Source organism: Streptomyces sp. NPDC058619 (assembly GCF_042717785.1).
Classification (GTDB): Bacteria; Actinomycetota; Actinomycetes; order Streptomycetales; family Streptomycetaceae; genus Streptomyces.
Window position 1 is genome coordinate 1 of the sequence record NZ_JBHXQN010000122.1, and the last position, 5,399, is coordinate 5,399.

Here is a 5,399-nt window from a genome sequence, read left to right on the forward strand (position 1 = left end):
GCCCCTCCGCATGTTGCACAGAGAGGTGAAATGACAGCAGACGACTCCTTCGGCCGTCTCGATGACGATGACTTCCCCGCCTACACGATGGGCCGTGCCGCCGACATGCTCGGCACCACCCAGAGCTTCCTGCGCGCGATCGGCGAAGCCCGCCTGATCACCCCGCTCCGCTCGGCCGGCGGCCACCGGCGTTACTCCCGCTACCAGCTGCGCATCGCCGCCCGCGCCCGGGAACTCGTCGACCAGGGCATGCCCGTCGAGGCGGCCTGCCGGATCGTCGTCCTCGAAGACCAGCTCCAGGAGGCGCAGCGCATCAACGCCGAGCACCAGCGGGCCGCCGCCGCGGCGCCGGCCCGGTCCCGGGCCGCGGCCTGACCGGCGCCGACTTCACGCACCTTCACGAGCCGATGTGGAGAACTCCCACATCGGCTCTTCCGCATACCCCTGTCCAGCCGAGACTCTTGAGCCCGATCAAGGAAAGCCCGGAAAACCTGTGGAACAAGACGTCCTGGTACTTTCCGGACGAGGGCGATGGTGTTTGCGTGATCGCGTGTTCCGGAGAGTTCGACCAGGCCACCCTGGAACCCCTGCGGCAGGCCTGCGCACCGGCCGTCGCCGACCCGGCAGTCCGGCGGATCGTCCTGGACGTCAGCCGCGTCACCTTCGCCGACCCACCATGCTCAACACCATGCTGGATTTGCTGCGCAGCGGCCGTCTGGTCCTGGCCGGCCCCCTGCCCCGCTCCCTGGCCCGAGTCCTGGAGCTCACCCAGGCCGGCCGGCTGTTCACGACCGCCGACAGCGTGGAAGAGGCCCGCACCCTGTAGCGGCGGCACCCGACGGCGGCGGGCACGAGTCACGCCCGGTGCCCGCTTCGACCGGGGACAGTACCGCCGGCCCGCCTGGGCCTCGTGCACGAGGCCCAGACGGCTCGTGAGGGCCGTATGCGCGTCTGCGGTACCGGGGACGGGCGGGACGCGGGATAATCGGGTCCATGGTCATGCCCTCCTCCAGCAGTGCGGCGCCCTCGGCGGCCGAGGTGCTCCACGCCCGGTACGCGGGCCGGCTGCCCGCCTCGCTGGAGAAGCTCGCCGGGCCCCGGCACGGCGTGGTCGAGCTGCCGCTGCACGTGGCCTGGTCCGGACTGCGCTCCTACGATCTGGACCGCCCGCGCCTGCGCATGGGGCTCTACCGCACCGTCCTGGCCGAGGGGCAGCACGAGGACCTCGTAGCCCTCCTGAACCGCGACCTCCTGCTCACCCAGTGGCCCGTCCTGCGCACCCTGGTCAGCCGGCACCTCCGCGAGGTCTGGGAGGACGCCTTCCCCGAGCTCGCGACGACAGGGTCCGCCGCCGCGTGAACCTGAGCGACCTGCACCGCCGACTCCTCGCCGCCGTGATCGACATCGGCGCCCCGTACCCCCTGGTGATCACCGGCGGGTACGCCGTCCAGGCCCACGGCCTCGTCGAGCGCCTCAGCCAGGACCTCGACGTCGCCACCGAGAACCCCGCCCCGATGGCGGAGATCGCCACCGGCCTCGAGCAGGGTCTGGCGGCACGCGGCTGGCAGGTGCGCGTGATCTCCGTGGACCCCCTGTCGGCCCGGCTGATGGTCATCGACCCGGACACGGGCGAGGAGTGCGAGGTAGACGTCCTCAAGGAACACTTCTGGAACCCGCCGGCCCAGACCGAGTACGGCCCGGTCCTCGCCTTCGACTCCGTCATCGGTACGAAGGTCCGCGCCCTGGCCGACCGCGGCGCGGTCCGCGACTTCATCGACGTCCACGCCGCCTCCCGCCACCGCACCACCACCGAGCTCGAACGCCTCGGCGAGCGCCACGGCCGCGACGAGTTCCGCCTCCAGGACCTCCGCGACCGCCTGGCCGGAGCGGACTGGGCGGACGACGACGAGTTCGCTGCCTACGGACTCACCGAAGACCAGACCGCCGAGCTGCGCACCTGGGCCCGCCACTGGACCGACGACCTCGACCAGCGCCTGCACGACCCCGAGCACGATGACGACCCCGGCCACGACGCCTGAGCGCTGGGCGCTGAGGCTGAGCGAGATCCTCGCCGCCCTGCTACGGATCTGGTGGGCTCACCCAGGAGCCGTCTCGGGGCTTCTCGCTGGAACCCGCAGGTCCCCATCAGCCGGTGAGGGCCGCGCGTCGGCATACTTCGCGCAAGGCCCGGCCCGGGTTCCATGCGAAGGTCCGGGCGTCGTACTCGGCCCTGTCGCGGTACGTCGCCTGCTTCGTCCACTGCCCGCGGTGCTGGCGGTAGTGGTAGACGACGTCCGGTAGGAGTTCGCCGTCGCTGATGCCGGTGACGGACATGACGTAGACGTAGTCCTCGCCCTTGGCCAGTCCTCCGTGGCCGGCGTAGGCGCGGGCGATCTCGGTGCGGGTGAGCAGCATGGTGTGACCCACCGGCGGCTTGCCGTCGCGCGGCGAGGGCCAGTAGGCCCAGACGTCGCCGGCGTCATGGAGGCTGGCAGGGGCGGCGCATTCCCAGGTCCGGAGCCTGCCGTTCTCTTTGAGGTCACCCGCGGGTCGGCGGCGATGGCAGCGGGGAGTCGGTCCGGGTCGGCATGGCGGCCGTCAGGGGCGATGATCCATTCCCAGGCGATGTCCCTACAGCGTGTGTAGCGACCGCGCTGAACACTCTGGCGCGATGCTCCGTCTCACAGCCGTCGGGGGCCGATACCGTCCCTAGCGAGCGTGTCTCCGGGGTTCAGCAGAGCGCATGCCTTCATCGAGAGACATCCGCATCCGATACATCCGGTCAGCTCGGCCTCAAGCCGCTCGATGGTCTGGCGGCGCTCCTCCAGTCGACGCTTCCAGGGCGGTGTGCGCCTCGATCAAAGGCATCAACTGGGTGAAGACGGCAGGCCGGACCTCTTCTCCGATGCGCTCGGGAAGTTCGATCACCGGTGCCGGGCCGTGCCGGTAGAAGAGGTTGGGGACGAGCACGTAGTACCCGTGCCCGGCCAGTTCGCGGGCCATCTCCCGCAGCACGGGCCGAATGACGAAGCCGTCCGCGTACATCAGCACCCCTGGGCGCCGCTCACCACCGTCGGGGAAGGCGGCGAAAGCGACGCGGACCCGGCCGAGCTGCGCCTCAGCTCATTCCCCTACCGCTCCACCCCGGACCGAGCTGGACCTTCCCCCTCGCCCTCACCTGGCACCTGGCCGGGGTTGACTCTCTTAGCTATTAGCATTAGCTTCTGGCTAGTCGCATTAGCTTATAGCTATTGCGCTTAACGAGCAGGGAGATGCTCATGGCTGAGTTTGTCTCCGTCCCGGGCGGCACCATCGCCTACGAGGCCGCCGGAGAAGGCCCGCTGGTCGTCCTGGCCCACGGCATGGGGGACAGCCGCGCGGCGTACAGGTTCGTCCTGCCGCGTCTGGTGGCGGCGGGGTATCGAGTGGCCGCGGTCGACCTGCGGGGCTGTGGCAAGTCGAGCGCGCAATGGCCTTCCTACTCGCGCACCGACATCGCGGGCGATCTGCTCGCGGTGATCCGCCACATCGACAGCGGCCCGGCCGTCCTGGTCGGCCACTCGATCTCCGGCGGCGCCGCCACCATCGCGGCCGCCCAGGATTCCGGCCTGGTCAGGGGCATCATCGAGCTGGGCCCCTTCACGCGCGCGCAGTCGATCAAGCTCGGCGACTTCCGCTCGAAGAGCTACCGCAAGGGTGCCTTCCGGCTGCTCGGCGCCAGCCTGTTCGGCAGCGCGGGACTGTGGTCCCGCTATCTCGACCACGCCTACCCGGGCCGCAAGCCGGCCGACTGGACCGACCGGCGGGCCCGCATCGAGGCGATGCTGGGCGAGCCCGGCCGGATGCGGGCGATGCAGAAGATGGGGCAGTCGGCGCCGACCGACGCCGGCGCCCAGTTGGGCAACGTACGGTGCCCTGCCCTGATCGTGCAGGGCTCGCTCGACCCCGACTGGGTCGATCCGCGCGCCGAGGGCGAGGCGATCGTGGCTGCGATGCCGGCCGGTGTCGGAGAGCTCGCGGTGGTCGAGGGAGCCGGCCACTACCCGCACGACCAGTACCCCGAGGAGACGGTGTCCCTGATGCTGGCCTTCCTGGAAGCACACGCCCGTGCCTAGGGCGGGCCTCGATAAGAGCGCCGTCGTCGCGGCGGGAGCGGCGCTCGCCGACGAGGTCGGTTTGGCGGGCCTGACCATGGGTCTGCTGGCCAACAGGCTCGGCGTACGGCCGCCGTCCCTGTACAAGCACGTCGGCTCTCTGCGCGAAGTGCGGCACGGCATCTCCGTCCAGGCCAAGCTTGAATTCGCCCAGCAGCTGGCCCGGGAGTCCGTCGGCCGTTCCGGCCCGGACGCGGTCCGGGCGTTCGCCGACAGCTACCGCCACTGGGCCTTGGGGCATCCCGGCCGCTACGCCGCCACCGTCCCCGCTCCGGCGGCCGGTGACGAGGAGGACCGCCGCGTCAGCGAAGCGGCGTTGCAGGTTCTGCTCGACGTCCTCGCCGGTTTCGGCCTGCCCGACGCGCGCGTGGTCGACTCCGCGCGGGCGCTGCGATCAGCACTTCACGGGTTCGTCACCCTTGAGGGTGCCGGCGGCTTCGAGATGCCCCGCGACGTCACGCGGAGTTTCCGCTTCCTCATCGACACCCTGATCGCCGGATTCCAGGCCGACCCTCCTGACCACGCCTCCGAAGGATGACATGGCCGCCACCGATCCCTCCCTATCCACCCCACAGCCACCTGTACACGGGAAGACTCCGGCCGGGCCGTTGTCCGAGGCGCCCTTTGCTGATCGAGGTCAGGAGGCCGCCGTAAGCACCGTGAGGACCAAGACTCAACGGCCGGGGCACGACTAGGTCCGAGGCGGCATGCGCTTCGCCGGCGAGGTGACCGCTTGGGTGTGCACCCCCTGGGCCCTGTGGTCGCAGTCCATCCCGCTGGCGATCGGCGCCGTCCTGCTGCTGATCGGGCTGCCTGCCGTCTTCAGCACTCCGGGCGACCGGCCCGGCGGAGACGCGCCCGTTGCGGTGCCGGGCATCGTCACCATCTTGCTGGTCGTGCTCCATCTGGTGGCGGCGGCAGCGTCTGCGTGGGCGCTGTGGGGGACGTGGATCGCCGCAACGGTGACTGTCCTGTGCCTGGTCGTGCCGTTCACCGAGCTACCGCGCTGGCGAGCCCTGTTGAGTGCGACCCACGATCAAGCTGAGCACCCAGCGCGCCGGTGACTGCGGAGACCTGGGCTCTGTTTTGCACTACGGGCGGGACCTGTGCCCTGCCTCTGCTCTGCACTAGGGGGACGATTTGGGCCCCTCTAGATGAATGAGTCCAAGGGGTGTCGTTGCGGTCAGTGATCGTAGGCGGTCAGTGACCGTTTGATGGGTTGATCGGTTTTGTCGTTGTGCCAGA

8 protein-coding genes and 1 pseudogene are annotated in these 5,399 nt (G+C 70.2%); 7 read left to right on the forward strand and 2 right to left on the reverse strand.

The window, feature by feature from the left end; all coding sequences use genetic code 11:
* The first annotated feature begins 30 nt into the window (after positions 1 to 30).
* The 4 genes from ACFWTC_RS38355 to ACFWTC_RS38370 all read left to right on the forward strand — a co-directional run bounded on the left by ACFWTC_RS38355 (position 31) and on the right by ACFWTC_RS38370 (position 2,039).
* Entirely contained in the window at positions 31 to 375 is a 345-nt protein-coding gene (locus ACFWTC_RS38355) for a MerR family transcriptional regulator (protein WP_384075127.1), read from the forward strand.
* A gap of 313 nt (positions 376 to 688) precedes the next feature.
* Positions 689 to 826 carry a hypothetical protein gene (locus tag ACFWTC_RS38360; protein ID WP_384030600.1) on the forward strand — a complete coding sequence of 46 codons (138 nt, stop codon included), beginning with the start codon at positions 689 to 691 and terminating at the stop codon, positions 824 to 826.
* A gap of 167 nt (positions 827 to 993) precedes the next feature.
* Entirely contained in the window at positions 994 to 1,359 is a 366-nt protein-coding gene (locus tag ACFWTC_RS38365; RefSeq protein WP_383932904.1) for a hypothetical protein, read from the forward strand.
* Positions 1,356 to 2,039, forward strand: a complete 684-nt coding sequence (locus ACFWTC_RS38370) for a nucleotidyl transferase AbiEii/AbiGii toxin family protein (protein ID WP_383932902.1) — start codon at positions 1,356 to 1,358, stop codon at positions 2,037 to 2,039. The genes ACFWTC_RS38365 and ACFWTC_RS38370 overlap by 4 nt, the downstream gene beginning before the upstream one ends.
* 106 nt (positions 2,040 to 2,145) lie before the next feature.
* Here the strand turns inward: ACFWTC_RS38370 and ACFWTC_RS38375 are convergent, their stop codons facing one another.
* Complete coding sequence (locus tag ACFWTC_RS38375; protein WP_384030602.1) at positions 2,146 to 2,415, reverse strand: hypothetical protein; 270 nt, start codon at positions 2,413 to 2,415, stop codon at positions 2,146 to 2,148.
* 426 nt (positions 2,416 to 2,841) lie between these two features.
* Positions 2,842 to 3,093 (reverse strand): annotated as a pseudogene (locus ACFWTC_RS38380) (dienelactone hydrolase family protein); the annotation flags it as partial.
* A 185-nt stretch (positions 3,094 to 3,278) separates the two neighbouring features.
* Between ACFWTC_RS38380 and ACFWTC_RS38385 the strand changes: the two are divergent.
* From ACFWTC_RS38385 to ACFWTC_RS38395, 3 genes are all read left to right on the forward strand, one after another.
* Complete coding sequence (locus tag ACFWTC_RS38385) at positions 3,279 to 4,115, forward strand: alpha/beta fold hydrolase (protein WP_384030604.1); 837 nt, start codon at positions 3,279 to 3,281, stop codon at positions 4,113 to 4,115.
* On the forward strand, positions 4,108 to 4,692 hold the full coding sequence (locus ACFWTC_RS38390; protein WP_384030606.1) for a WHG domain-containing protein: 585 nt from the start codon (positions 4,108 to 4,110) through the stop codon (positions 4,690 to 4,692). Before ACFWTC_RS38385 ends, ACFWTC_RS38390 begins: the two co-directional genes overlap by 8 nt.
* Positions 4,693 to 4,861: 169 nt before the next feature.
* The gene (locus ACFWTC_RS38395; RefSeq protein ID WP_383932898.1) at positions 4,862 to 5,218 is read left to right on the forward strand and encodes a hypothetical protein; all 357 of its coding nucleotides are present in this window, start codon (positions 4,862 to 4,864) and stop codon (positions 5,216 to 5,218) included.
* The last annotated feature ends 181 nt before the right edge of the window (positions 5,219 to 5,399 follow it).

What these genes read in the sequence shown, in the direction of transcription:
- ACFWTC_RS38360 (WP_384030600.1), top strand. Translation starts at nt 689, where the DNA reads ATGCTGGATTTGCTGCGCAGCGGCCGTCTGGTCCTGGCCGGCCCCCTG.
- ACFWTC_RS38365 (WP_383932904.1), top strand. Translation starts at nt 994, where the DNA reads ATGGTCATGCCCTCCTCCAGCAGTGCGGCGCCCTCGGCGGCCGAGGTG.
- ACFWTC_RS38395 (WP_383932898.1), top strand. Translation starts at nt 4,862, where the DNA reads ATGCGCTTCGCCGGCGAGGTGACCGCTTGGGTGTGCACCCCCTGGGCC.
- ACFWTC_RS38375 (WP_384030602.1), bottom strand. Translation starts at nt 2,415, where the DNA reads ATGCTGCTCACCCGCACCGAGATCGCCCGCGCCTACGCCGGCCACGGA.
- ACFWTC_RS38355 (WP_384075127.1), top strand. Translation starts at nt 31, where the DNA reads ATGACAGCAGACGACTCCTTCGGCCGTCTCGATGACGATGACTTCCCC.
- ACFWTC_RS38385 (WP_384030604.1), top strand. Translation starts at nt 3,279, where the DNA reads ATGGCTGAGTTTGTCTCCGTCCCGGGCGGCACCATCGCCTACGAGGCC.